Raw genomic sequence first — 24,847 nt, 5'->3', positions numbered from 1 at the left:
AGCCGGGCGGCGGCCGGAGGAACGACGGTCGGGGCGGGCCGCCACGCGGCAATGCCGGACGCTGGCCGCGCCCGGCATTGGCTGTGTTGCCGTTGGAAGGACGATCACATCTTGAGGTTGATCATCCGCTCGACCGCAGTGCGCGCCCGGGCGGCGACCTGCGGATCGACCGTCACCTCATCCCGCATTTCCAGCAGGCAGTCCAGGATCTTGGACAGCGTGATGCGCTTCATGTGCGGGCACAGGTTGCACGGACGGACATAATCCACGCCCGGCGTCTCCGAGGCAATGTTGTCGGCCATCGAGCACTCGGTGACCAGCATCACCTTCTCCGGCCGATTGGTCTTGACCCAGTCGATCATGCCGGCGGTGGACCCGGTGAAGTCGGCCTCGTCGACCACTTCCGGCGGGCATTCCGGGTGAGCGATGATCTTCACGCTCGGCTCGATCTCGCGGTATTCGCGCAGCTCCGCCGCGGTGAAGCGCTCGTGCACTTCGCAGGCACCGGCCCAAGTCAGGATCTCGACATCCGTCTGGCGTGCCACATTGGCCGCCAGGTACTGGTCGGGGATCAGCAGCACGCGCGGCGCACCGAGGCTCTCCACCACCTGCACGGCATTGGCCGAGGTGCAGCAGATATCGCACTCGGCCTTCGCGTCGGCCGAGGTGTTCACATAGGTGACGATCGGCACGCCCGGGTGCTTTTCGCGCAAGGCCCGCACGTCGGCGGCGGTGATCGACTCGGCCAGCGAGCAGCCGGCATTCATGTCCGGAATCAGGACCGTCTTGTCCGGATTGAGGATCTTGGCGGTCTCGGCCATGAAGTGCACGCCGCACTGGACGATCACGTCCGCGTCGGTCTTCGCCGCTTCCTTCGCCAGCGCCAGGCTGTCGCCGACGATGTCGGAGACACCGTGGAAGATCTCCGGCGTCATGTAGTTGTGGGCGAGGATGACGGCGTTCCGCTCCTTCTTGAGGCGGTTGATCTCGTGGATCACGGGAGCAAGCACCGGCCACTCGATCTCCGGAATCAGGTGACGGACCTTCTCGTAGATCGGCGCGGTCGCTTCCGCGACTTCCGGCGTGTAGGCAAGATGAGGACGCGGCAGCATCGAATAGCCGCTGGCCCGTGCGGGTGCGGCGGTCGAGCATCCGGCATTGCTGCCGATATCGAGTGCGATGGTGGCCATGACGACCTCCCTTGACTTCGTCCGGGCCTCAAGCTCGCGCAGGGCCCGACCTCTACCGAGCAACATGACCGTTTTGCGAGACCTTTCGGTCGATCCGGTCATTTTGCTCACTTTGAGCATAAACTGCCGTTTAAAAAACGCGTCCTTAGCCGACGCTTATGCTCCCACGGGGCATATATAGGCACGTGCGCGTTCCTTGCCAATGCGTTTATTGGTCCTGACCCGGCTTTTTGTAAGACAAATCAAAAAATCCTTTTTAAATCAGACATCTGATCACCCTCACCTGCGTCAATCTCGCACATTTTCCGTCATTCGTTTCCGGCAGTTCGAATTTTTTTCGCGGTCCCTGCATCCAAACGGCCTCTTGGGAGAGTCACGGGTGTGCAGGTGCTGCGGATCGGCCGCAGCCCATGGATACGAGGATCAGTTCAAGTGACCAGGACGACTTTCGCTCTCGCGACCACCGCACTCATCGCCCTCGCCACGGCAGCTCATGCTGCGGACAACGACGGCCTCACCGCAATCGCCCTGTCGGGCGACAAGACCCTTCACAAGATCGACGCATCCACCGCCACGGTCACCGCCACCATGGATGCCCAGGGCGTCGACCGCCTGCTCGGCATCGACCTGCGGCCGGCCAACGGCCAGCTGATCGGCGTGACCGAGACGTTCCAGATCGTCGAGATCGATCCCGAGACCGGCGCCACCACGGTGATCTCCACCATGGACAAGGAACTGCCCGTCGCCGAGGGCGGCGCCGTGATCGTCGACTTCAACCCGGCAGCCAACAAGCTGCGCTTCATGTCGGGCACCACCAATCACCGCGTCGACATCGAAAGCGGCGCCGTGACCGTTGACGGCAGCCTTGCCTTCGAGACGGCCGACATGCATGCGGGCGAGGCGCCGGCCATCGTGGCGGCGGCCTACACCAACTCCTTCGGCAAGCCCGAGAAGACGGCGATGTACGACATCGACAGCACCATCGTCGCGCTGATCCGTCAGACCTCACCCAATGACGGCACGCTGGCAGCCGTCGGCAAGCTCGGCATCGAGGGTTCCGACGTCTATGCCTTCGACATTGCCACCGACGAGGCCGGCACCAACACCGCCTGGCTCGTCTCTGGCGGCGGGCTGCACACCGTCTCGCTCGAGGATGGCAAGATCACCCAGAGCTGGCCGCTCAAGGGTGCCGAGGGCGTAAGCGTGCGCGACATCACGTTCATGACGGCGAAGTAAGCCGCGAGGCTTTCGGGTTTTCGGGGTCGGCGCCGCCGGGTGCCGCCCCTGCCCCCTCCTCCCCGCATCGCCGGTGCATCGCCATGGCATCCCACACCTTTCCGCAGGTTCCCGCCGAGGCGGACCGGTTGCCAGCTGCTCCGGATTTCCTTTGCCAAGTCGCAGCGAAAGCTCCACCATCGGCACCGACTGCGAGGCGAGCCGCAGCCCCTCCTCCCGGGCAGGTTCGCGATGACCGGCTGAAGAAGAGCGGGACCTTGATCGACCACAGCGCCCTTGTCGCAGCCTGCGCCGCCGGTGACCGTGCCGCGTTGAAGACCCTGATGGACCATGAAGGCAAGCGGATGCTCGGCGTTGCGCTGCGCATGCTGCGCCGCCGCGACCTTGCCGAGGACGCGGTGCAGGAAAGCTTCGTCGCGCTGTGGCGCAACGCCGGCCAGTTCGATCCCGCGCGCGGCAGCGCCACGGGCTGGATCTACACGATCCTGCGCAACCGCTGCCTTACCCTGCTGCGCCAGGGCGAGAGGGATGTGCCGCATGGCGACATGGAGGCCTTCGACGAGGCGGCGGACGAAAGCGTGCTGGAAGACGCCTATCACCGGCTGGATGCCAACAGCGACCTCAGGCGCTGCCTGTCCGCCCTGGAGCCGAGCAAGCGCATGGCGATCCTTGCTTCCTACGTACTCGGCTACAGCCATGGCGAGATTTCCGGACGGATGAAGGCGCCGCTCGGCTCGGTGAAGGCCTGGCTCCGGCGCGGCCTGACGCAGCTGCGGGAGTGCCTGTCATGACGCAGCGCCCGCTCGATGAACGCATCGACGAGGTCGTGCTCGGCCTCGCCAGCGAGGCGGAACAGGCCGAGATCGAGGCGCTTGCCGCCGCCGATCCTGTGGTCGCCGCAAGGCTGGAGCGCGCCCGCGTCCGCTTCGGGGAGCTGGATGCGACCGCCGACGAGGTTCCCCTGCCCGACGGGCTCTGGAATCGTGTCGCCGCGCGTCTCGACGAGGCGCCGGCCGAGGCCCAGAAGCCTGCCGGTAATGTCGTTCCACTTGCCACCAGGAACCGCGGCGACAAGCCTGCAGACACCCGCTGGCGCCTTGCCGCGCTGGCCAGCCTCGCCGCCTCGCTGGTTCTGGCCGTCGCGCTCGGCTGGTCGCTTCTCACCATGCCGCAGCCGACCGTGGTCGCCGTCCTGCTGGATGCCGGCGGCAAGCCGGTCGCCCTCGTGGAGGGCGCAGCCGACAACACCACCTGGATCACCCTGCTGGACGGCGCCGCCGTGCCGCAGGGCCAGGTCATGCAGGTCTGGACCAAGCCGACCGAGGAAGGCCCGCCGGTCTCGCTCGGGCTGCTGCCGAGCGGAACGGGCACGCGCCTGTCGGTTGAAGGCCTTCCGCCGCCGCGCCGCGACCAGCTCTACGAGATCACCTTCGAGCCGGAGGGCGGCTCGCCGACCAACCTGCCGACCGGTCCGATCCACGGCAAGGGCCTCGCGCAGCAACCGATCTGAGTGCGTCTGCCGCCGCGAAACCCTCCGTGAATTCATCAGGGATGTGAAAGCGAAACATGAAATTGTTTCGCTTTTTCACGGCCTGCGTATCGAGCATAATCCCGGCAACCGGCTTCGTTTGCCTCGCGCTGCCCTCCCGGGCGCGCGGGCGGCAAGGCCCCCTCAGCATGCCGGCAGGCGGCAGCAACGCTCTTCAGCCGGGCGGACCCTTTGCCCTGACCTGCCGCAGTGACAGGACCCTACGACGTGACCACCTCCGCGACGCGCGCGCCGTCTCCCGGCTCGCCCCTCCCCAAGGCCTCCGCCAACCTGCCGCTGATCATCATCTGCGGTTGCCTGATCGCCCTTCTCAGCTTCGGCCCGCGCTCCGCGCTCGGCCTCTTCCTCACGCCGATGACCGAGGCGCGCGGCTGGTCGCGCGAGATCTTCGCCCTGGCGCTCGCCATCCAGAACCTCATGTGGGGCGCGGCCCAGCCGATTGCCGGCATGATCGCCGACCGGTTCGGCACGGCGCGCACGATCGCTTTCGGCGGCGTTGTCTACACGCTCGGCCTCCTGCTGATGGCACAGGCGGAAAGCCCCTTGCTGCTGCATGTCGCCGGCGGCGTGATGATCGGCCTCGGCGTCGCCTTCTCGTCCTTCTCGCTGGTGCTCGCCGCCTTCGGGCGCGCCGTGACGCCGGAGCGCCGCTCGCTCGCCTTCGGCATCGGCACGGCGGCCGGCTCTTTCGGCCAGTTCCTCTTCGCTCCGCTCAGCCAGGGCCTCATCGACGGGCTCGGCTGGCACGACAGCCTCTATGTGCTGGCCGGCCTCATGGTCCTCATTCCCTTCCTGGCGGTGGCGCTGAAGGGCAAGCCGGCCGCCTACGTGCCGGGCTCGGCCATTGCCGACCAGAAGCTCACCGAGGCGATCTCCGAGGCCTTCCGCACCCGCGGCTTCATCCTGCTGACCTTCGGCTTCTTCGTCTGCGGCTTCCACGTCGCCTTCATCACCGTGCACCTGCCGCCCTATATCGCGGATCTCGGCCTCGACCCGAAGTGGGGCGCCATCGCCATCGCGCTGATCGGCCTGTGCAACGTGTTCGGGGCGCTTGCCGCGGGCTATATCGGCGGGCGCTGGTCGAAGCCCTATTTCCTGTCCCTGATCTATCTGGGCCGCGCCATTGCCATCACCCTCTTCCTGATGGCGCCGGCAACGCCGCTGACCGTGCTGATCTTCGCCGGCACGATGGGCTTCCTGTGGCTCTCCACGGTGCCGCCGACCTCCGGCCTCGTCGCGGTGATGTTCGGCCCGCGCTACATGGCGACTCTGTTCGGCTTCGTGTTCTTCTCGCACCAGATCGGCTCGTTCCTCGGCGTCTGGCTCGGCGGCCGGCTCTACGACCAGACCGGCTCCTACGACGTGATCTGGTATCTCGGCATCGCGCTCGGTCTGTTCGCGGCCATCGTCCACTGGCCGATCAAGGAAGAGCCGGTCGCCCGGCTGGCCGGCACGCCTGCGGAATAAGGCGGGCGGCATCTGCCGCACCCGGACATGAAAAAGGGCGCGGGACCTGCCGGTTCCGCGCCCTTTTTGCTGGTTTCGAAACCGGCCCGTCAGCCGGCGATTTTCGAGAAGTCGGCCACCTCGCGGGTCGCCTCGCGGATCTCCGCGAGCAGCCGCAGCCGGTTGAGGCGCAGGTCCGCATCCTCAGCATTGACCAGGATGTCGTCGAAGAACGTGTCGACCGGCGCGCGCAGGCCCGCCAGCGCCGTCATCGCGCCGGCGAAGTCCTCGCGCGACAGCGCATCGCGGATCTGTGAGCGTGCCGTGTCGATGGCCGCCGCCAGGGCGATCTCCGCCGGCTCGGCCAGGTGATCGGCATGCGGCGCGCCGGAAATGGCGGCGCCGTCCTTCTTCTCCTCGGCGCGCAGGATGTTCGCCCCGCGCTTGGTGCCGGCCAGGAGGTTCGCGCCGTCCTCGGTCGCCAGGAACGCGCCCAGCGCCTCCACCCGGCGCACCACCATCAACAGGTCGTCCTGCCCCTCCAGCGCGAAGACCGCGTCGATCAGGTCGTGACGGGCGCCCTGCTCGCGCAGATGCACTTTCAGACGGTCGGCAAAGAACGACAGGAGATCCTGGCGCAGCTCGCCGCCGGCCGCCGCCATCGCCGCGTTGGCGCTGGCAAGCAACTCGGACATCCGTAACCGCAGCCCGTTCTCCAGCACGATGCGGATCACGCCGAGTGCGGCGCGGCGCAGGGCGAAGGGATCCTTGGAGCCGGTCGGCTTCTCGTCGATGGCCCAGAAGCCGGTGAGCAGATCGAGCTTGTCGGCGAGCGCCACGGCGACGGCGACCGGATCGGCCGGCACTGCGTCGGACGGGCCCTGCGGCTTGTAGTGCTCCTCGATGGCGCGGGCGACGGAGGCGTCCTCGCCCTGCAGCTCGGCATAGGTGCGGCCCATCTGGCCCTGCAGCTCGGGGAACTCGTAGACCATCTGCGTCGGCAGGTCGGCCTTGGCAAGGCGCGCGGCGCGCGCCGCCTTTTCCACATCGGCTCCGACCAGCGGGGCGATCTCCCGCGCCAGCGCCTCGAGGCGGTTCACCCGCGCGCCCTGCGTGCCGAGCTTTTCGTGGAAGACCACGCTATCGAGCTTCGGCAGCCGGCTTTCCAGCGGCGCCTTGAGATCCGTTTCCCAGAAGAAGCGGGCATCGGACAGGCGGGCGCGGATCACCTTCTCATTGCCGGCGATGATCGTCGCGCCGCCATCGGAAGCGACGATGTTGGACACGGCGACGAAGCGGTTGGACAGGCGCCCGGTTGCCGGGTCGCGCATCACGAAGCACTTCTGGTTGGCGCGGATGGTCAGGCGGATGACCTCGTCGGGCAGTTCCAGGAACGCCTCGTCGAAGCTGCCCACCAGCACGACCGGCCATTCGACCAGGCCGGCGACTTCCTCCAGCAGGCCCTCGTCCTCGACCAGTTCCAGGCCCAGCGCCATGGCGCGGTTGCGCGCATCGTTGACGATGATGTCCTTGCGCCGGTCGGCGTCGAGCACGACCTTCGCCTTCTCCAGCTTGTCGGCATAGTCCTCCAGCCGCCGCACCTCGAAGGCATCCGGCGCCATGAAGCGGTGGCCACGCGTCGTGTTGGACGAGACGATGCCGTCGATCTCGAAGGGCACCACCTCCGGCTCCTCGGTCTCGGGCCCGAAGGTCGCGACGACGGAGTGGAGCGGGCGCACCCAGCGCAGCTGTCCGCTGCCCCAGCGCATCGACTTCGGCCAGGGGAAGCCGCGGATGATGCCCGGCATCACTTCGGCAACGATGTCCGGCGTCGAGCGGCCGGGCTTCTCGATCACCGCGACGTAGAAGTCGCCCTTCTTCGGATCGGAGACGACCTGAGCCTCGTCGATGGAGGCAAGCCCCGCACCGCGCAGGAAGCCTTCCAGCGCCTTTTCCGGCGATCCAACGCGCGGGCCCTTGCGCTCCTCGCGGGTCGGCTTCGAGCCTGCCGTCAGCCCGGCGATATGCAGCGCCAGCCGCCGCGGCGTGGAAAACGCCTTCGCGCCCTCATAGGTGACGCCCGCCTCGACCAGCGCATTGGTCACCAGCGACTTCAGGTCCTCTGCAGCGCGGCGCTGCATACGGGCGGGAATTTCCTCGCTGAAAAGCTCCAGGAGAAGATCGGGCATCGGGAGGTCTCGAATGGTTGGGCAGCCGGGCAGCCGGCGACCGTGACTGTTGCGCGTCCGTTAGCAAGAGCGGGGGAAAAAGTCACCCCCGCGCGTGAGAGCTAGGGCCGATATGCCTACCAGCCGCCGCCGCCGCCGCCGCCGCCGCCGCCGCCGGAAAAGCCGCCTCCGCCCCCGCCGGAGCTCGACGACTTGGGGGCAGGAAGCGAGGAGGAGAAGGTGCCCGACATGGCCTCGACGCTCTTGCCGAGCGTGCCGGAGATGTTGTGCGCGTCAAAGCCGCGCCCCGAATACCAGCCCGGCGCATAGGAGGCCGCAGCGGCCGCCCCGGCCGCCGTCAGCAGCCAGGCCTCGAAGGCCTTCGACCAGGGCTTTTCCACATCGAGCGCCACCGCGTAGGGCAGCATCGTTTCGAAATGCGAGGGGCTCATCTTTGGGGCGCCCTGCATGTTCATCCGGTCCTTCTCGGCGACCTGAAGATACATCTTCAAGCCCTCGATTTCGTCCATGGCGCTGCGGCCGAGCGCGGTCGGGGCCCCGATCAGGAAGAAGAACAGGATGTTCACCGACAGCAGCGCCACGGCGATCAGCGCGAGCGGGGGAATGTCGCCCTGCAGCTGCAGCAGAGCAGCCGATGCGATCAGGTGCCCCATGGTGATGAAGCTGAAAACGACGACCGTGATCGCGACGCGCAGCACCATGCCGGCGGAGCGCCGGAACGCCTTGCCGATCTGCACCGCGAACATCACCACGACGAAGGTCACCATGAAGATCGGGATCATCAGCGCGATCTGCTCCTCGCTGAGATTGCCGAAGGCAAGCAGCACGAAGATCGTCAGCACCGACAGCGCGACGCCCGGCACCAGGTAGAGCCGGTTCGTCTTGTAGTAGCGGTTGCGGTTCTCGCCCTCGATGGCACCACGGAAGTTGTTGCCGAGCTTCTGGACCGAGGTCCCGTTGGCCTTGGACACGGTGAAGCTGCCATCGCGGTTGTCGAGCCAGCTGGCAATCGCCTTCTCGCCCTTGGGCAGCCCGGCATAGTCGCCACGCGTCCCTTCCGGCCGGGTCAGCGTCAGGTCGCCGGCCAGATCGTCCAGCACCAGCTTGCCCTTCACCGCGAGGCTGAGACAGGCCGCGGAGAGAGCGCGCCAGCCGCCATCGCCGAAGCCCTTACGCGCAACATAGTTGGACAGGGCCGGAGAAATGCCTTGCGGTCCCTCGAAGCGCGGGAAGATCACGCCCTTCGGCGGATCGCGGCCCACCGACCACCAGGCCCAAAGGTAATAGGCAAGGACGAGGACGAGGCCTATGCCGCCAAGGATTTCGGCCAGATGGTCCTGCAGGAAATAGCCGAACTCCTCATCCGCCGTCGGCTCCGTGACGACGCCCTTCGGCATCTCGGCGACGACGGTCAGGCCCTCGCGCGGCCCCAGCGGCCGGGTCGTGGCGAACACGACGCTGCGTCCGCCGTCCTCGAGCCGCGACGTGTAGTCCTGGCCGGACGCGCCATAAGGGCCGGTATAGGCCGTATGGGCGGCAATGGCCGCCCCTTCCGGCAGCACGATGCGCGCCGTCGCCCGGTCGATCGGGAAATCCCATTCGTTGCCGGTCGCGTTCCAGTAGACCTCGTCGTGGTTCTCGAAGAAGCGCACCTGACGGTCGGTCCGGTAGACGATGGTGTAGGTGTAGGTGCCCGGCTGCAGGAACGTCTCCTCGCGGCCGATATAGATGCGCACGCCGCTTCCGCCGCGATTGACCGAATAGCCGTCCTCCTCTCCGTCCCGTTCCACCGAGACGAGGTCGAAGCCGGCGCGTGCCTTGCGGCCGCTTTCCGTCTCGAAGACCAGCGGGATGTCGCGAAAGATGCCGCGGCGGATCTGGTTGCCTTCGGCGCGCACGCGGATGGTTTCGGTGACGGTCAGCTCGCCGTCGCTCGCCACCTCGATGGTGGAGTTGAAGGCGAGGATGCGCTCGTCCGCATGCGCCACGACAGGGGCGAGCACCAACAGGCCTGCAGCGCAAAACGCAGCAAAGGCGATCAGGAAGGCGGGCGCGCGCATGGCAGGACTGCCCTTTTAGAAGCTGACCTTGGGCACCGCCCGCTCGGCCGGGTCGTCGATCTCGAAATACTCCTCCTGGGTGAAGCCGAACCGGCCGGCCACCAGGTTGGAGGGGAAGCTCTCGACCACGACATTGAGCGCGCGCACCGCGCCGTTGTAGTAGCGACGGGCCAGTTGCAGCGCATCCTCGACGCTTTCCAGCGACGACTGCAGCTCCCGGAAATTGGCGCTGGCCTTGAGGTCCGGATAGGCCTCGGCCACCGCAAAGAGCCTGCCGAGCGCCTGGGACAGCATGCCCTCGGCGCGCGCGCGGCCGGCAACGTCCGCCGGATCGAGCCCTGCCGCCTGCGCCCGCATCTCGGTGACCGCCTCCAGCGCCGCCCGCTCGTGCGTGGCGTAGCCCTTCACCGCCTCGACGAGGTTCGGAATGAGGTCGGAGCGGCGCTTGAGCTGGACGTCGATGCCGCTCCAGCCTTCGCGTACCATCTGCCGCTTCCGCACCAGATCATTGTAGATGTAGACGAGGTACAGGCCGATCAGGGCGATCAGGGCGAGCACGATCCAGGTGGCCATCAGGCGATACCCTCTCCAGTCACATTAAGCGCGTAACGCTACTGCAAGCAGGCTGCAGTGGAAACCGGATTGGTTGAAGGGAATGTGACGCAGGTCACCGGCAGCGCGAAAGCGGCCCGCGCGACCTTGCCCGTCTCAGCCGGTGGAGCACCCGACGCTGCCGGCTGTCTCTCAGCGATAGAGAAACAGGATTTCCTGCTTCGGGCTGCGGCGCCAGACCTTGGGGTCGGAGGTAGCCCCGAAATAGTCGGTGAAATAGCGCTTGTGGATCCAGCCGCAGGAACTCCACTTCGGTGCCCGCACGCACATGTAACCGGAGAAGCCGCCGGCATCGTCGACAAGAACCGTGCCGCCCGGCAGCGGACGGCAATTCAAGTCGACCGGCTGGCCCTTCTTCGAGCTGGCAAGAGCGCTGCGGGCGGCCGCTTTCTTGTCCTGCCGGTTCGGGTTGTTCTTGTCGACGCGCCCGACGAACTCGAAATTGTGGGCGCGGGTCCGGAGCGTCTTGTTGAGCTTGTCCCACTCGCCCTTGGTGGAGCAGACGGACAAAGGCGTTATCCCCGCCTTGGTCTTTGCCAGGGCGGGCGAGGCGGCAACGAGAACGGCAAAAAGGGCCGAAAGGGCGAAAAAGGCCGGATGGTGCATGCAATGACTCCTTACGGAAACATCGCAGCAGCTAGCACACCCGCCTTCAACCTGCGAGCGAAATCCCGCCCTGATACCCTACCCCGCCGGCTTCCGTCTCCAGGAATGCCGCACCGCAGGCCTTGGCCAGCTCGCGCACCCGCAGGATATAGCTCTGGCGTTCCGTCACCGAGATGACGCCGCGCGCATCCAGCAGATTGAACGCGTGGCTCGCCTTGATGCACTGGTCGTAGGCCGGCAGCACCACCTGGTGCACGGCCGCGCCCGATGCCTCGCGCGCCTTGGCGCCGGCGTCGAGCAGTCGGCGGCATTCCTCTTCCGCATCGCGGAAGTGGCGGAACAGCATCTCGGTGTCGGCATGTTCGAAGTTGTGGCGGGAATATTCCTGCTCGGCCTGCAGAAACACATCGCCATAGGTCACCTTCTCGGCGCCTTCGCGGCCGTTATAGTTGAGGTCGTAGACGTTATCGACGCCCTGGATGTACATCGCCAGGCGCTCCAGGCCGTAAGTGAGCTCGCCCGAGACCGGCGCGCATTCGAAACCCGCGACCTGCTGGAAGTAGGTGAACTGCGACACTTCCATGCCGTCGCACCAGCACTCCCAGCCGAGGCCCCAGGCGCCCAGCGTCGGGCTTTCCCAGTCGTCCTCGACGAAGCGCACGTCATGCAGGGCAGGATCGAGGCCGATGGCATACAGAGAGCGCAGGTAGAGGTCCTGCAGGTTCTCCGGCGACGGCTTCATGATCACCTGGAACTGATAGTAGTGCTGCAGCCGGTTCGGGTTCTCGCCGTAGCGCCCGTCTGTCGGGCGGCGCGAGGGCTGCACATAGGCGGCCTTCCAGGGACGCGGGCCGAGCGAGCGCAGGGTCGTCGCCGGGTGGAAGGTGCCGGCGCCCACTTCCATGTCGTAGGGCTGCAGGACAACGCAACCCTGATCGGCCCAGAACCTCTGAAGCGTCAGGATCAACCCCTGGAAGGAGTTTTCGGGCCGCATGTGCGCAGGCACCGTTTCGCTCGTCATCTGCGTCGTCCTTGAATGCAAGAATGGATGGCCCGTCGGGGCCCGGGCGAGAGGTGCCATCAACACCCGGTGGCGTCAAGACATGGCGGCATCGCAAGGCCCGATCCGCCCGGCAGCACATCACGGAAAACTGTGCCCGGGGTCACAGCGGCACATCTCACCTTACGTCATGTTCATAGTGCGATGACGACCGGGGAGGACACACATCCCGCGCCATCGAGATACGGACACCGGGAATGGTTCCCCGTCCGACATCCGGAGGAAGTGACATGACCGCGTTTCGAAAAATGACTCTGGCAACCGTACTCGCCCTGACAATGGCGGGCACCGCCGGTACGGCCTTTGCCAACAGCACCGCCGGAAATGGCGGCCCGGCTGCGGGCGCCGGCGCCGGTCAGTCGCAGGGCGGCTCCTCGTCCGGCCGGGTCTGGAGCTACAAGGGCGCTGCCGACGGCGTCATCCTGTGCGCGACCCCCAAGTGCATGAAGGCCCAGCAGGCAGCCGCTCCGACGCATGCGTCGAACTATCCTGGCGGCCTGCCGCGCAAGCCGCTGCCGAGCACCGCGGCAAGCTGTGACACCGTGCGCTACGTCTACCCCAACGGCACGATCATCGTGCAGCCGACCTGCCCGCGTGTGGTGAAGGGGGCGATCTCTACCCATCGCTAGAGTTCGCAGTGCATCGGGGCGTCGCGAGGGTCTCGCGGCGCCCGACGCACGCGGACAATGAAATCCGGTTCAGTCCTTCGGGCGATAGCGGCCCGTCTCCGGATCCTGCTCCAGCGTCTTGACCGGCAGTTCGCCGGTCGCCCGTTTGGCCGCTTCGGACACCCGGCGCTCGACGCGCGACATTTCCCGCCTCACCGCTCGTATCAGCAGATATCCGCCAATGGCGAGGCCTGCCGCCGCGATCACGTTGACCATGCCGTCCTCCCGATCCTCACAGTCCGTAGCGGGCCCAGAGCGCACGCTGCTCCAGCGCTCCGATCGCCTCGTCCGCCCAGCCTTGCGTCAGGCCGGCACCAATCTCCACCCCCACGCCCTGACGACGCGAGAACAGCGAGCGCGGTCCGCCGACCAGCCGCACTCTCACCTTGTCGCCGAACCGCTCGCGCAGGGTCGAACGAATATCGCCGATCCGGTCGATCAGTCCAAGATCGCGCGAGGTCGCACCGGTCCAGAACAGGCCGGTGAACAGGTCCGGCGCATCGGTAAGCACGTCGCCGCGGCGACGGCGCACCAGGGCGATGAAGCTCTCGTGCACTTCCTGCTGCAGCGCCTTCAGATGCACGATGTCCTCCTCGCGCTCCGGGCGGAACGGATCGAGGATCGCCTTGTTCTCACCGGCCGTGTGCACCCGTCGCTCGATGCCGAGCTTCGAGATCGCCTCGGAAAAGCCGAAGCCGGACGACACCACGCCGATGGAGCCGACGATGGAGTTCTCGTCGGCGACGATCTCGTCGCCGGCAATCGCCAGCATGTAGCCGCCCGAGGCCGCCACATCCTCGACGAAGACGAGAACGTCCTTCTTCTTCTCGCCGGCGAGCTGGCGGATGCGGTCGTGGATCAGCCGCGACTGGACGGGCGAGCCACCGGGCGAGTTGACGATCAGCGCCACCGCCGGCGCATCGAAGGAGAAGGCCTTGTCGAGGAGCGGCGCGACGGTCGCCAGCGACAGGCCGGGGCGCAGGGGCGAGGCCATGCCGATCGCCCCTTGAAGGCGCACCACCGGGATGGTGGTGGGGACATTGCCCCATTTTCCGGGAAGGCGCTTGCGAAGGCTGTCGAACAAGGGGTGTCCTCGGGCTCGAAGTGGTCCGGCGGAAATACCGGTATCTTCGGGATATAGGTCTGCGGCGCGGCGATAAAAGAGCCGCCGTCAGGTACCGGAGGCCTCGTCCAGCGCGGCCTTGATGGCCAGGAAATCGCGCCAGGCATAGCGCTTTTGCACCGGACTGCGCAGCAGGTAGGCCGGATGGAGCGTTGCCATCGCCCGGATCGTCACCCCTTGCGCGGCCGGCCCCAGCGGCAGTTCCAGCCAGCGTCCGCGCAGCCGCAGGATGCCGTCCTGCACGCCGGTCAGCGCCTTGGCCGAAGCTCCGCCCAAAAACACCAGCACCTTCGGCTGCACCAGTTCGATCTGGCGCAGGATGAAGGGCTTGCAGATCTCGGTTTCCTGCGGGCTCGGCGTGCGGTTGCCCGGCGGGCGCCAGGGCACGACATTGGTGATGTAGACCTCGCCGCGCGCCAGGCCGATGGCCTCCAGCATCCGGTCGAGAAGCTGGCCCGAGCGCCCCACGAAGGGCAGCCCGCGCGCATCTTCCTCCCGGCCCGGCGCCTCGCCGACGAACATCACCTTCGCATCCGCCGGCCCGTCGGCGAAGACCAGCGACTTGGCGGTGAGCTTCAGGTTGCAGCCATCGAAACGGGCCAGCGTGTCGCGCAGCTCGTCCAGCGTCGCTGCCGAACGCGCCGCCTCGCGGGCGGCAACCACCACTTCATCGCCCGGAACGACCGCCGCACCGCCCACCGGCGCGCCCGGTGCATGAGCGGGCGCCGGCTGCATCGGCGGCGCAGACTTGGGCGGCATCTGCCGCGCGGGCGCCGCGGGCGCGGCAGGCGGCATTGCGGCCGGTGCCGCACGCCCAGAAGCTGCCTGCATCGACGGGCGCGGCGCCTCGGATAGGGCGAAGGCGTCCGCCGGGTCCAGCTCCAGCCAGCCGTCGGCTCCCGCGGAGATATAGAAGTCGAGCAGCGCCTCGAGCGCCGAGGACACCTTGCGCTCGCCCTCGCCATCCATCACGGACGGACGGTCGTCTTGCCTCTGGTCGGTCGGGTCAGCAGGTTCCATGCCGCTGTTGTGCCGCATCGCCGGGACAAGCGCAATTGCCCCGACCTTGACGTCCCGCAAAGCGTTTCGGATATTACTCTTACGTAAACGTCATATAACTGCCATCGGTTTATCGACATTGCGGCCTCTTTCGCGCTGCACTAAACAGAAACCCTTAGACCGAGGCACGCGGCACGAGAGGGAGAGAGGCATGAGCGACACGGAGACGCTTGGCGAACGCGAGAGCATGGAGTTCGACGTCGTCATCGTCGGCGCGGGACCGGCCGGACTGTCGGCAGCCATCAGGCTCAAGCAGATCGCCGAGGAGAAGGGCGAAGACCTTTCCGTCGTCGTGCTGGAAAAGGGCTCCGAAGTCGGCGCCCATATCCTTTCGGGCGCGGTGGTGGATCCCATCGGCGTCGACAAGCTGCTGCCGGGCTGGCGCGAGGAGGCGGACACGCCGTTCAAGACGCCGGTGACCGCTGACCACTTCCTGGTGCTGGGCCCCGCAGGCTCCATGCGGCTGCCGAACATCATGATGCCGTCCCTGATGAACAATCACGGGAACTACATCGTCTCGCTCGGCAATGTCTGCCGCTGGCTGGCCGAGAAGGCCGAGGCGCTCGGCGTCGAGATCTATCCCGGCTTTGCCGCGGCCGAAGTGCTTTACGACGACACCGGCGCCGTGGTCGGCGTTGCCACCGGCGACATGGGCATCGGCCGGGACGGCAAGCCCAATGCCAACTTCACCCGCGGCATGGAGCTGCGCGGCAAGTATGTCCTCATCGCCGAGGGCGTGCGCGGATCGCTCGCCAAGGAGCTGATCGCGCATTTCGATCTCGATGCGAATTCCGACGTGCCGAAGTTCGGCATCGGCATCAAGGAGCTGTGGCAGGTCGACCCGTCGAAGCATCGTCCGGGCCTGGTGCAGCACAGCTTCGGCTGGCCGCTCGACAACCGGACCGGCGGAGGCTCGTTCCTCTATCATCTTGAGGACAACCAGGTCGCGGTCGGTTTCGTCGTCCACCTCAACTACAAGAACCCCTACCTCGCCCCGTTCGAGGAGTTCCAGCGGTTCAAGACCCATCCGGCGATCCGCGAGACGTTCGAGGGCGGCAAGCGCATCGCCTATGGCGCACGCGCCATCACCGAGGGCGGCTTCCAGTCGGTGCCCAAGCTCTCCTTCCCCGGCGGCCTGCTGATCGGCTGCTCCGCCGGCTTCGTCAACGTGCCGCGCATCAAGGGCTCTCACAACGCCATGCTCTCGGGCATGCTGGCGGCAGAGGAAGTCATGGCGGCGCTCGGCCGCGGCGAGGCGAATGCCGAGCTTGCCGGCTACGACACGGCCTGGCGGGAAAGCGAGATCGGCAAGGACCTGAAGAAGGTCCGCAACGTCAAGCCGCTGCTGTCGCGCTACGGCACGCTGTTCGGCACCATGCTCGGCGGCCTCGACATGTGGACGAACGAGCTCTTCGGCTTCTCCTTCTTCGGCACCGTCTCGCACGGCAAGCGGGATTCGGAGAGCCTGGAGCCGGCCGCCAAGCACAGCCCGATCGCCTATCCCAAGCCGGACGGAAAGGTGTCCTTCGACAAGCTCTCCTCGGTGTTCCTGTCGAACACCAACCATGAGGAAGACCAGCCGATCCACCTGAAGGTGAAGGACGAGACCCTGCAGAAGACGTCGGAGCACGATGTCTATGCCGGCCCGTCGAACCGCTACTGCCCGGCCGGCGTCTACGAGTGGATCGAGGAAGGCGAGGACGCCCCGCGCTTCCAGATCAACGCGCAGAACTGCGTCCACTGCAAGACGTGCGACATCAAGGACCCGAACCAGAACATCACCTGGACGGTGCCGGAAGGTGCGGGCGGCCCGAACTACCCGAACATGTAACGGCAGGCCGCATCTGCGGCGCAGACAACAGCAGGCAGGGGAACGCCATCAGGCGAATTCCCTGCCCGCCTCCAGCGTCTCGCGCATGAACGTGTCGACGAAGCGCTCCAGCGCCGGCCAGTCGGTGAATTCCATGTCGCCGGACGCGGACATCTCTACGCCCTTTTGCCTGAGAATGCGGTGGATCACCCAGCGCTTCAGCACGCCCATCTGCCGGTCGTGCACGGCGCCCGCCGCAAGATGCAGATGCGTCGGTTCCCAGTCGAGTTCGTCGAACATCGCCTCGGCCGCCTCGCGGGCATTGGCGATGTCTTCCGCCTTGGCGGACGATGCGGACAGGCTGACGGAGATGAACGCGGTCGGCACCCGCTCCAGCCGCACAGTCTGGCGCCGGATGAAATCGAGCATTTCCGGCTGGTGACGGCCGACATGCAGCGAGGCGGCAAGCACGGCCGCATCGAAGGAGCCGAGCTCAAGCGAGGCCGCGGCTCTGGCATCGACCAGCGTGACGCTGTGCCCCGCCCCCCTCAGGCGCGCGGCCACCTTCTCCGATATCTTGCGTGTCTGTCCCTCGGTCGTGGCGTAGACCACGAGGAAGTGTGCCATTCCGTCCATCCTGCAGTGCCGCGTCCGGCCTTGCAGGTTGCATTAGCCGGACGAAGCTTTCATGACGGAAGTCAACACGATCAAGATGTAGCCGGCAAAGGAAATCGCACCTTCAGGTGCGATTTCGCGTCTGCGCCTCCACGGCGGCGAAGGCCGACATGTTGACGACGCCGCGCGAGGTGACCGAGGGCGTCAGGATATGCACCGGCTTTGCGGTGCCCAGCAGGATCGGGCCGACATGCAGGCTGTCGGTCATCACCTTCACCAGGTTGAGCGCGATGTTGGCGGCGTCGAGCGAGGGGAAGACCAGAAGGTTCGCTTCTCCGGTCAGGCGCGAATCCGGCATCACCCGGCCGCGCATGGCCAGCGACAGCGCGCTGTCGCCATGCATCTCGCCGTCGACTTCCAGGTCCGGCGCCATGTCCTTGAGGATATCCAGCGCCGCCCGCATCTTGTCGGCCGAGGCCATGTCGCGGGAACCGAAGTTCGACGCGGAAAGCAGCGCGGCGCGCGGCGTGATGCCGAAGCGGCGGATTTCCTCGGCCGCCAGCATCGTCGTCTCGGCGATCTCACGCGCCGAAGGATCGACGGTGACATAGGTATCGGTGAAGAAGGTCGCGCCGTTCGAGTTGATCAGGAGCGACAGCGCCGAGAAGTCCTGCACACCCGGCGCATTGCCGATGATGCCGCGCACGTCGGCAAGGTGCTTGGAATAGCGCCCTTCCAGACCGCAGATCAGCGCGTCCGCCTCGCCCCGGTGCAGGGCCAGCGCGCCGATCACAGTGGTGTTCGAGCGCACCATGGTGCGGGCCGCCTCCGGCGTCACGCCGCGCCGGCCGACCAGCGAGAACAGCGTGTCGACATAGTCGCGGTAGCGGGGATCGTCTTCCGGGTTGATACATTCGATATCGCGACCCGGACGGATCTTGAGGCCGAAGCGCTCGCAGCGGCTCTCGATCACCGAGGGACGGCCGATCAGGATCGGGCGTGCCAGCCGGTCTTCCAGCAGCACCTGCGCCGCGCGCAGCACGCGCTCGTCCTCGCCGTTGGAATAGATGATCCGCGTCTCGCTGGAGCGGGCGGCGGCAATGATCGGCTTCATGATCATGCCGGAGCGGAAGACGAAGCGGTTCAGCCGGTCGTGATAGGCGTCGAAGTCGTCGATCGGCCGCATCGCGACGCCGGTCTCCATCGCCGCGCGGGCAACGGCCGGGGCGATGCGCAGGATCAGGCGCTGGTCGAACGGCGAGGGGATCAGGTATTTCGGGCCGAAGGTCTCGGTCACGCCGCCATAGGCGCGCGCCGCCACTTCCGAGGGCTCCTCGCGCGCCAGCTCCGCGATGGCGGTCACGGCGGCGAGCTTCATCTCCTCGTTGATCGTGGTCGCACCCACGTCCAGCGCGCCACGGAAGATGTAGGGGAAGCACAGAACGTTGTTCACCTGGTTCGGATAATCCGACCGCCCGGTGCACATCATCACGTCGTCGCGCACGGCGAGTGCCGCTTCCGGCATGATCTCCGGCTTGGGGTTGGCCAGCGCCATGATCAGCGGCTTCTCCGCCATCGCCGCGACCATCTCCGGCTTCAGCACGCCGGCGGCCGAAAGGCCGAGGAAGACGTCCGCGCCGGGAATGACCTCGGCCAGCGTGCGTGCATCGGTCTCCTGGGCGAAGATCGACTTCCACTCGTCCATCAGGGTCTCGCGGCCCTTGTAGACGACGCCTTCGATGTCGCTGACGAAGATGTTCTCCCGCGAGGCGCCGAGGGCGACCAGGAGGTTGAGGCAGGCGAGCGCGGCCGCGCCCGCGCCGGAGGCGACGATCTTCACCGACGCGATGTCCTTGCCGGCCAGTTCCAGCGCGTTCTTCACCGCGGCGGCGACGATGATCGCCGTGCCGTGCTGGTCGTCATGGAAGACGGGAATGTTCATCCGCTCGCGCAGCGCGCGCTCGATCATGAAGCATTCGGGGGCCTTGATGTCCTCCAGGTTGATGCCGCCGAAGGTCGGCTCGAGCACGGCGACCGCATCGACGAACTTGTCGACGTCGAGCTCGTCCACCTCGATGTCGAAGACATCGATGCCGGCAAACTTCTTGAAGAGGACCGCCTTGCCTTCCATCACAGGCTTGGATGCGAGCGGGCCGATATTGCCGAGCCCGAGCACAGCCGTGCCGTTGGAAACGACGCCGACAAGGTTCGCGCGCGCGGTGTATTCGGCAGCAAGCGAGGGATCGCGGGCGATCTCGAGACAGGGAGCTGCGACGCCGGGCGAATAGGCGAGCGCCAGATCGCGCTGGTTGCCGAGCGGCTTGGTCGCCTGGATCTCCAGCTTACCCGGGCGCGGATGCCGGTGGTAATAGAGCGCGGCCTCATCCAGATCGTTGACGGGCGTATTGTCTGTTTTTTTCTCGGTCATCGCGATCCACTACTCGATGCTGGCTGGCGGCAGGGCTGTCGGCACATCCGGGACGGCGCGGTCACCGGCTGTTCGTGTCCGTCCTGTCGACAGCGCGGTAAACCGGCGCGACCAGGACGAGAATGCGAATCAGCAGGTACAGGACCAGCGCGTTCAGGCAATGCCATACGAAATGCGTCCCCAAAGGGAAAGACGGGCAAAATGGGATATCACTCGTTCTGAAAGCAAGCGAAATAACGAAGATCGCCCCGGTCAGCGCCAGCGGTGCGCTGGCGGGCGGGCAGCGCCGCGCCGCAACCGCGGCCACGGCGAAAATGGCGAGCGCGGCCGGCGCATAGCCGGCAGAGGATCCCAGCACTCCCGACAGGAGCGGCGCCACGCCGTAGCTGGCTGCAAGAAAGCCGAGCGTCAGGCCGATCGACCAGGCAAGCCCGAGCCGCAGGATCCGCCGCATCGCCAGGAAGAAATAGGCGTAGATGAACACCGCGATCGGCAGCACGTCGGCCAGTGCCGCCCAGCGGGTGGCGACGGTGTGGAACAGGAACGAGCCGATGCCGACGCAGGCCACCACCACGATCAGGAACAAGGTGCCGCCATCGCCCGCCGCCTGCCGGCACCACAGCATCCAGGCGGCGACGGCCGCGAGCAGGAAGGCGCCGTTCGTGATGGCGTTGACCGGCTCGGACCAGAACTCCGGTCCCAGCCGTTCGCAATAGGCATCGATCGGTGTCGTCCAGTCCATCGTCCGCTCCCTGCCCCCTCGCCCGCCTGTCGTCCATGGCTGGCGCCCGAGTGTGACCCGCCCTATCCTCTCGGGCAAATGCTACCCGCCGTCAGGCCCCAACCGTCAGGCCCCAAGAGGATCAGCACGCCGATGCATCGCATTGATGACAGCCGCCCCTTCGTTCCGCTCAACATTGCCGTCCTCACCGTGTCGGACACCCGCTCGCTGGAGGAGGACCGCTCCGGTGGCACGCTGGTCGCCCGGCTGCAGGAGGCCGGCCACCGCCTTGCCGACCGCGCCATCGTCACCGACGACGTGGAAAAGATCCGGGCGGTGGTAAAGGCCTGGACCACCTCGCCGGATGTCGATGTGGTGATCACCACCGGTGGCACCGGCTTCACCGGACGCGATGTCACGCCGGAGGCCATCGAGCCGCTGTTCGAGAAGAAGATGGACGGCTTTTCCGAGGTCTTCCACCGGATCTCCTACGACAAGATCGGCACCTCGACGATCCAGTCGCGCGCGACCGGCGGCGTCATCGCCGCGACCTATGTCTTCGTCCTCCCCGGCTCCCCCGGCGCCTGCAAGGATGCCTGGGACGGCATTCTCAAGTGGCAGCTCGACTACCGGCACATGCCCTGCAACTTCGTGGAGATCATGCCCCGGCTCGACGAGCACCTGAAGCGCGGCAAGCTGCGCGAGGCGTGACGCGTCCGAAATCCTCCCCCTCACCTTCACGGATGCGTGATTGCCGCTTTCCGCCATGCCGGCGGGGCCTAAGTGCCGCAGCGGAGCTTTGTTGATCCCAACGGGAGGGTTTCAGGACATGATCGAACTCAGTCTCAACCGCAGGACGCTTCTGACCGGCGCCGCCGTCGGCGCTCTCGCCGCGCCGGCCATCGTTTCCGGCGCGGCGCGGGTGCGGGCGGAAGCGCCGATGCTCGGCACCGCCACCCCGAGCTTCAACCGCATCAAGTTCGGCGACTTCGAGATCACCACCATTCTCGACGCCGCGCGCGCGATGGACGGGCCGCACCCGATCTTCGGCGAGAACCAGGAGGCCGGAGCGGTCTCCGAGCTTCTGGAGGCCAACAACCTGCCGTCCGAGAAGATGGTCAACGGCTTCACGCCGGTGCTCGTCAACACCGGGTCCCAGCTCGTCCTCTTCGACACGGGCCTTGGCGGCGATGCCGGCACGCTGGCGAGCCAGCTGTCCGCCGCCGGCTACACGCCCGACCAGGTGGATATCGTGGTGCTGACCCACATGCACCCGGACCATATCGGCGGCCTGATGAGCGGCGGCGCGCCGACCTATCCGAACGCCCGCTATGTCGCCGGCCAGGCCGAGTACGACTTCTGGTCGGCCGAGGAGCGCATGTCCGGCCCGACAGAGCGCGTCGCCACGCTTGTGCGCTCCAACGTGACGCCGCTGGCCGAGAAGATGACCTTCATCGGCGACGGCGGCGAGGTGGTCTCGGGCATCACCGGCATCGACACGTCCGGCCACACGCCGGGCCACATGTCGTTCCACGTGGAGAGCGGCGGCAAGCGGCTGCTGATCTGGGGCGATGTCGCCAACCACTTCGTCGCCTCGATCCAGCGGCCGGACTGGCATGTCCGCTTCGACATGGACAAGGAGAAGGCGGCGGCGACCCGCAAGCGCATCTTCGACATGGTGGCGACCGACAAGGTGCCGGTGACGGGCTATCACATGCCCTTCCCGGCCCTCGGCTACATCCAGGCGGCCGGCGAAAGCTATCGCTGGACCCCGGCGGCCTATCAGTTCGCGCTTTAGGAGATTCGGTTTTCCGGCATTGCGCCGGCGCACCACCTGCAGCCCCGGAGCATCTCCGGGGCTGTTTCATTTGGTTCAGCCCCTGTCTTTTTTACCTATGAATATCCAGCAACGCGCCCGAACCCCGCAGTTTTCCTGAAGTCACCAGGTTTCACAATCCGGACACATCTTTGTTACGCCATTGTTTCTCCCCGAAAAGACCCCTTGAACAACGCGGACGAGCCCAGATGGGACGCCACCTTTTCTCTCGTGGACGGCACGACGCCCCCACCGGTACACACAGACCCAGACCTGCGGTACCGAATACAGGCTCACATGGAGGCCAACACCATGAAGAGAACGATCATCGCCCTTGCGGCTCTCACCTTTGCCGGCTCCGCTTTCGCTCAGGACACGTCCTTCGCGACCGCCGACGCCGACCAGAGCGGCGACCTGACCTTCACCGAAGTGACCGCCGTGCTGCCGAACGTCACCGAGGAGGCCTTCACCGCCGCCGACACCGACGGCAACGGTACGCTCTCCGAGGCCGAGTACACGGCCCTGCTCCAGAGCAGCGGCGGCTAATCAGCCACTGCTACCTGCCCGATCGCCTCGTGTCCCCCTCGGACACGGGGCGATCTGCATTTTGCCGCCGCCTTCCCTCTCCCTGCTTGCCCGCTTCCCTCGGCCATTTGTTCCTGTTATGTTCCGATCATAGTTCAGCAGGAACATCCGGGCAGTCCCATGGCCATTCCGGCACACACGCGCACCACCGAAAACGATCCGCCTGAAGCGTCCGAGGAGACGCTGTCGGCCAGCGTCAATGCCCATCGCGGACGCGGCCGGGCCGCCGGTCTCAACATGGCCGGCCGCTACGAGAAAGAGAGCCGTGACAGTTTCGACGACGGCTGGGGCACGCTGGACGATCTTCCCCCGCTCAAGACCCATGTGCAGGAAGAGCGCGCGCGAACCATCATCACGCGCAACGAATCGCCCGACATTTCCTTCGACCGCTCGATCAATCCCTATCGCGGCTGCGAGCATGGCTGCATCTACTGCTTTGCCCGTCCCAGCCACGCCTATATCGGCCTGTCGCCCGGCCTCGACTTCGAGACGCGCCTGACGGTGAAACCCAATGCGGCCGAGTTGCTGGAGCGCGAGCTGTCGAGCCCGAACTACAGCCCGCGCACCATCGCCATCGGAACCAACACCGATCCCTATCAGCCGATCGAGCGAGAGCGGAAGCTGATGCGCGAGATCCTGTCGGTGCTCGACCGGTGCAATCATCCGGTCGGCATCGTCACCAAGTCGGCCCTGGTCCTGCGCGACCTCGACATTCTGGCCCCGATGGCCGAGCGCGGGCTGGTGCGCGTGGCCCTGTCGGTGACGACGCTGGACCGAAAGCTCGCCCGTACCATGGAGCCCCGCGCGGCAACGCCCGCCAAGCGGATGGAGGCGATCCGCGGCCTGTCGCAGGTCGGCATCCCGACCTCGGTGATGATCGCGCCGGTGATCCCGGCGCTCACCGATTCGGAGATGGAGCGGATCCTGGAAGCGGCCTGCGAGAACGGCGCGACGGGCGCCGGCTACATTTTGCTTCGGCTGCCCATCGAGGTCAGCCCGTTGTTCCGGGACTGGCTGCTGCGGCATCGGCCGGACAGCTTCCGCCATGTCATGAACCTCATCCGCTCCATGCGCGGGGGCAAGGATTACGATGCCCAGTGGGGCAAGCGGATGCGCGGCGACGGGCCTTATGCCAAGCAGCTCGCCAACCGCTTCGCGCTGGCCAGCAAGCGGCTCGGCCTCAACCGCAGCCGCAAGACCCTGAGCACGGACCTGTTCATTCCCCCGACCGCCGGCGGCGTCCAGTTGCAGCTGTTTTGACCTCATAACCGCCGCACCCGGTGGATTTCGCAAAGATAGCGGTTGCGTGCGTGCCGGCTTGGCGGAACCTTGGGCACCATGCGCCTTTCGCTTTCCACCGCCCTTGAGCTGGCCCTTCCGGCCGATCTCGACCCTTCTGCCGAGCGCAAGCTGTCGCGCCGGTTCGAGGGCCGGCTCGCCGGCATCGACGAGGCCGGACGGGGTCCGTGGTCCGGTCCCGTCGCCGTCGCCGCCGTCATTCTCGACCATCAGGCGGTGCCGGACGGGCTTGCCGATTCCAAGAAGCTCACCGAGGCGCGCCGCGAGCAGCTTTATGAGGAAATCCTCGAGACCTCCCACGTCGCGGTGGCGCTCGCCTCGCCGCGCGAGATCGATGCGCGCAATATCCGTGCGGCGACCCTGCGCGCCATGGCCCGCGCTGCAAACGCCCTGCCGCTCGCCCCGCTTGCCTGCCTGATCGACGGGCGCGACGTGCCCCCGGACCTACCCTGCCCCGGACAGGCCGCGATCAAGGGCGACGGGCGCCTTCTGTGCATTGCCGCGGCCTCCATCGTCGCCAAGGTGACACGCGACCGGCTGATGACCCGCATGGACGGCGTCTTTCCCGGCTACGGCTTTGCCGGGCACAAGGGCTATGGCACGGCCCGCCACGCCGCCGCGCTTGCCGAGATCGGTGCCTGTCCGCTGCACCGTCGCAGCTTCCGCCCGGTCGCCGTGGCCCTCGGCCTGCGCGACGACTAGGCGGGGCGGAGATGCCGGAAGAGGGCAGAGCGCAGGAGCGGCGGAAACGATCCTCCGGACATGAACCCCAAGC

23 protein-coding genes are annotated in these 24,847 nt (G+C 66.7%); 11 read left to right on the top strand and 12 right to left on the bottom strand.

What is annotated here, in order from left to right; genetic code table 11:
* Positions 1-104: 104 nt before the first annotated feature.
* Complete coding sequence (gene nadA / locus H7H34_RS04460; protein ID WP_209006153.1) at positions 105-1,190, bottom strand: quinolinate synthase NadA; 1,086 nt, start codon at positions 1,188-1,190, stop codon at positions 105-107.
* Positions 1,191-1,622: 432 nt separating this feature from the next.
* On the opposite strand from nadA, the gene H7H34_RS04455 reads away from it, so the two are divergent.
* The 4 genes from H7H34_RS04455 to H7H34_RS04440 all read left to right on the top strand — a co-directional run bounded on the left by H7H34_RS04455 (position 1,623) and on the right by H7H34_RS04440 (position 5,442).
* Complete coding sequence (locus H7H34_RS04455; RefSeq protein ID WP_120268720.1) at positions 1,623-2,426, top strand: DUF4394 domain-containing protein; 804 nt, start codon at positions 1,623-1,625, stop codon at positions 2,424-2,426.
* A gap of 257 nt (positions 2,427-2,683) precedes the next feature.
* On the top strand, positions 2,684-3,217 hold the full coding sequence (locus H7H34_RS04450; RefSeq protein WP_245164973.1) for a sigma-70 family RNA polymerase sigma factor: 534 nt from the start codon (positions 2,684-2,686) through the stop codon (positions 3,215-3,217).
* Positions 3,214-3,936, top strand: a complete 723-nt coding sequence (locus H7H34_RS04445) for an anti-sigma factor (protein WP_185924378.1) — start codon at positions 3,214-3,216, stop codon at positions 3,934-3,936. The genes H7H34_RS04450 and H7H34_RS04445 overlap by 4 nt, the downstream gene beginning before the upstream one ends.
* A 246-nt stretch (positions 3,937-4,182) precedes the next feature.
* Positions 4,183-5,442 carry an MFS transporter gene (locus H7H34_RS04440; protein WP_120268718.1) on the top strand — a complete coding sequence of 420 codons (1,260 nt, stop codon included), beginning with the start codon at positions 4,183-4,185 and terminating at the stop codon, positions 5,440-5,442.
* Positions 5,443-5,531: 89 nt separating this feature from the next.
* Here the strand turns inward: H7H34_RS04440 and glyS are convergent, their stop codons facing one another.
* The 5 genes from glyS to H7H34_RS04415 all read right to left on the bottom strand — a co-directional run bounded on the left by glyS (position 5,532) and on the right by H7H34_RS04415 (position 11,882).
* A complete protein-coding gene (gene glyS / locus H7H34_RS04435; protein WP_185924377.1) occupies positions 5,532-7,610 on the bottom strand; it encodes a glycine--tRNA ligase subunit beta in 2,079 nt (692 codons plus the stop codon).
* 116 nt (positions 7,611-7,726) lie between these two features.
* Positions 7,727-9,670 carry a DUF2207 domain-containing protein gene (locus H7H34_RS04430; RefSeq protein ID WP_185924376.1) on the bottom strand — a complete coding sequence of 648 codons (1,944 nt, stop codon included), beginning with the start codon at positions 9,668-9,670 and terminating at the stop codon, positions 7,727-7,729.
* 15 nt (positions 9,671-9,685) lie between these two features.
* The gene (locus H7H34_RS04425; RefSeq protein ID WP_120268715.1) at positions 9,686-10,243 is read right to left on the bottom strand and encodes a LemA family protein; all 558 of its coding nucleotides are present in this window, start codon (positions 10,241-10,243) and stop codon (positions 9,686-9,688) included.
* Positions 10,244-10,414: 171 nt separating this feature from the next.
* A complete protein-coding gene (locus tag H7H34_RS04420) occupies positions 10,415-10,888 on the bottom strand; it encodes a hypothetical protein (RefSeq protein ID WP_185924375.1) in 474 nt (157 codons plus the stop codon).
* 46 nt (positions 10,889-10,934) lie between these two features.
* Positions 10,935-11,882, bottom strand: coding sequence for a glycine--tRNA ligase subunit alpha (locus H7H34_RS04415; RefSeq protein WP_199270633.1), 948 nt, complete (start codon positions 11,880-11,882; stop codon positions 10,935-10,937).
* A 296-nt stretch (positions 11,883-12,178) separates the two neighbouring features.
* Here H7H34_RS04415 and H7H34_RS04410 point away from each other — a divergent pair, with 296 nt between their 5' ends.
* Entirely contained in the window at positions 12,179-12,577 is a 399-nt protein-coding gene (locus H7H34_RS04410; RefSeq protein WP_185924374.1) for a hypothetical protein, read from the top strand.
* Positions 12,578-12,646: 69 nt separating this feature from the next.
* Here the strand turns inward: H7H34_RS04410 and H7H34_RS04405 are convergent, their stop codons facing one another.
* The 3 genes from H7H34_RS04405 to H7H34_RS04395 form a co-directional block, all read right to left on the bottom strand.
* Positions 12,647-12,832, bottom strand: a complete 186-nt coding sequence (locus tag H7H34_RS04405) for a hypothetical protein (protein ID WP_120268711.1) — start codon at positions 12,830-12,832, stop codon at positions 12,647-12,649.
* 16 nt (positions 12,833-12,848) lie between these two features.
* Entirely contained in the window at positions 12,849-13,700 is an 852-nt protein-coding gene (locus H7H34_RS04400; protein WP_185924373.1) for a S49 family peptidase, read from the bottom strand.
* An 87-nt stretch (positions 13,701-13,787) separates the two neighbouring features.
* Positions 13,788-14,708 (bottom strand): uracil-DNA glycosylase, encoded by a 921-nt coding sequence (locus tag H7H34_RS04395; protein ID WP_185926435.1) that lies wholly within the window; start codon positions 14,706-14,708, stop codon positions 13,788-13,790.
* 241 nt (positions 14,709-14,949) lie between these two features.
* Between H7H34_RS04395 and H7H34_RS04390 the strand changes: the two genes are divergently transcribed.
* On the top strand, positions 14,950-16,629 hold the full coding sequence (locus tag H7H34_RS04390) for an electron transfer flavoprotein-ubiquinone oxidoreductase (protein WP_185924372.1): 1,680 nt from the start codon (positions 14,950-14,952) through the stop codon (positions 16,627-16,629).
* A gap of 48 nt (positions 16,630-16,677) precedes the next feature.
* Here H7H34_RS04390 and H7H34_RS04385 read toward each other — a convergent pair whose 3' ends face one another.
* The 3 genes from H7H34_RS04385 to H7H34_RS04375 form a co-directional block, all read right to left on the bottom strand.
* A complete protein-coding gene (locus H7H34_RS04385) occupies positions 16,678-17,235 on the bottom strand; it encodes a flavodoxin domain-containing protein (protein WP_158592671.1) in 558 nt (185 codons plus the stop codon).
* A 112-nt stretch (positions 17,236-17,347) separates the two neighbouring features.
* Positions 17,348-19,651, bottom strand: coding sequence for an NADP-dependent malic enzyme (locus H7H34_RS04380; RefSeq protein ID WP_185924371.1), 2,304 nt, complete (start codon positions 19,649-19,651; stop codon positions 17,348-17,350).
* 61 nt (positions 19,652-19,712) lie between these two features.
* The gene (locus tag H7H34_RS04375) at positions 19,713-20,393 is read right to left on the bottom strand and encodes a ceramidase domain-containing protein (RefSeq protein WP_185924370.1); all 681 of its coding nucleotides are present in this window, start codon (positions 20,391-20,393) and stop codon (positions 19,713-19,715) included.
* 132 nt (positions 20,394-20,525) lie between these two features.
* Here H7H34_RS04375 and moaB point away from each other — a divergent pair, with 132 nt between their 5' ends.
* The 5 genes from moaB to H7H34_RS04350 all read left to right on the top strand — a co-directional run bounded on the left by moaB (position 20,526) and on the right by H7H34_RS04350 (position 24,774).
* Positions 20,526-21,083 carry a molybdenum cofactor biosynthesis protein B gene (gene moaB / locus H7H34_RS04370; protein WP_185924369.1) on the top strand — a complete coding sequence of 186 codons (558 nt, stop codon included), beginning with the start codon at positions 20,526-20,528 and terminating at the stop codon, positions 21,081-21,083.
* Between the two features lie 118 nt (positions 21,084-21,201).
* Positions 21,202-22,170: an MBL fold metallo-hydrolase gene (locus H7H34_RS04365; RefSeq protein WP_185924368.1), complete on the top strand. Its 969-nt coding sequence runs from the start codon at positions 21,202-21,204 to the stop codon at positions 22,168-22,170.
* A 330-nt stretch (positions 22,171-22,500) separates the two neighbouring features.
* Positions 22,501-22,734 (top strand): EF-hand domain-containing protein, encoded by a 234-nt coding sequence (locus H7H34_RS04360; protein ID WP_185924367.1) that lies wholly within the window; start codon positions 22,501-22,503, stop codon positions 22,732-22,734.
* A gap of 129 nt (positions 22,735-22,863) precedes the next feature.
* Complete coding sequence (locus H7H34_RS04355; RefSeq protein WP_371811449.1) at positions 22,864-24,033, top strand: PA0069 family radical SAM protein; 1,170 nt, start codon at positions 22,864-22,866, stop codon at positions 24,031-24,033.
* 78 nt (positions 24,034-24,111) lie between these two features.
* Positions 24,112-24,774, top strand: coding sequence for a ribonuclease HII (locus tag H7H34_RS04350; RefSeq protein WP_185924365.1), 663 nt, complete (start codon positions 24,112-24,114; stop codon positions 24,772-24,774).
* Positions 24,775-24,847: the final 73 nt, after the last annotated feature.

The organism is Stappia sp. 28M-7, from assembly GCF_014252955.1.
Taxonomy (GTDB): domain Bacteria; phylum Pseudomonadota; class Alphaproteobacteria; order Rhizobiales; family Stappiaceae; genus Stappia.
The sequence above is the reverse complement of the archived record's forward strand: the minus strand, read 5'-3'. Positions and strand labels throughout refer to the sequence as shown.